The following is a 578-nucleotide window of genomic DNA, read 5'->3' as shown; positions in this document are numbered from 1 at the left end:
GCCTTTGAATGTGACGAACTTTAAAATTGAAGTCACGTTGTGGTTCTTCCTAGAACTTTCTGCTCGATCCAGGGTATGAAGTGCGTGACCCTTGAGTAGACGCCGGGGAAGTTGGCTTCAGCACAGTTCTTGCCGTAGGAGACTACTCCTATCTGGTAGAAGTATGTCTTGTGTGAGGTTGGACTCCAAATAGGCTGCATGAGAGGTCCACCGCTGTCACCCTGGCAAGCATCCTTGCCTCCCTGCTTGTACCCTGCGCAGAGCACGCGCTCGTCGATCTTCTGCGCTTCTGGTTTCGACGGGGGTTGCGAAGCAGAAGAGGGCATACCGGGATCTCAGACTTCCCGTAAAACACTGAATTTATTTAGTCGCAAACGACGAAAACTACGCTCTAGCAGCCTAACGGCCGGCTAGACACTACAACGGTTCGCAGATGGGCCGGGGGCGTCAAAACCCTGTAGTGTCACTTTACATCTGCTAGTGTTGTGTCGGGTTACTTGGCACAATGCGAACCAAAAGGTAACTCGCCAAAGCTCAGCCTGTCCGTCGGCGTAGTGGAGGTTAAATCCAAATGACAC

1 protein-coding gene and 1 other RNA gene are annotated in these 578 nt (G+C 52.1%); one reads left to right on the top strand and one right to left on the bottom strand.

Features of this window, described 5'->3' with window-relative positions; genetic code table 11:
* Positions 1 to 32 precede the first annotated feature (32 nt).
* Complete coding sequence (locus OKJ99_RS43755; RefSeq protein WP_407700718.1) at positions 33 to 326, bottom strand: trypsin-like serine protease; 294 nt, start codon at positions 324 to 326, stop codon at positions 33 to 35.
* Between OKJ99_RS43755 and ssrA the strand changes: the two genes are divergently transcribed.
* Positions 289 to 578, top strand: a transfer-messenger RNA (tmRNA) gene (gene ssrA / locus OKJ99_RS18525); the annotation flags it as partial. The genes OKJ99_RS43755 and ssrA overlap by 38 nt on opposite strands.

Origin of the sequence: Streptomyces endophyticus, assembly GCF_035798155.1 — a bacterium.
GTDB classification, from domain to species: Bacteria; Actinomycetota; Actinomycetes; order Streptomycetales; family Streptomycetaceae; genus Streptomyces; species Streptomyces endophyticus.
The sequence above is the reverse complement of the archived record's forward strand: the minus strand, read 5'-3'. Positions and strand labels throughout refer to the sequence as shown.

Coding starts and splice junctions, on each gene's coding strand:
- OKJ99_RS43755 (WP_407700718.1), bottom strand. CDS start 326: ATGCCCTCTTCTGCTTCGCAACCCCCGTCGAAACCAGAAGCGCAGAAG.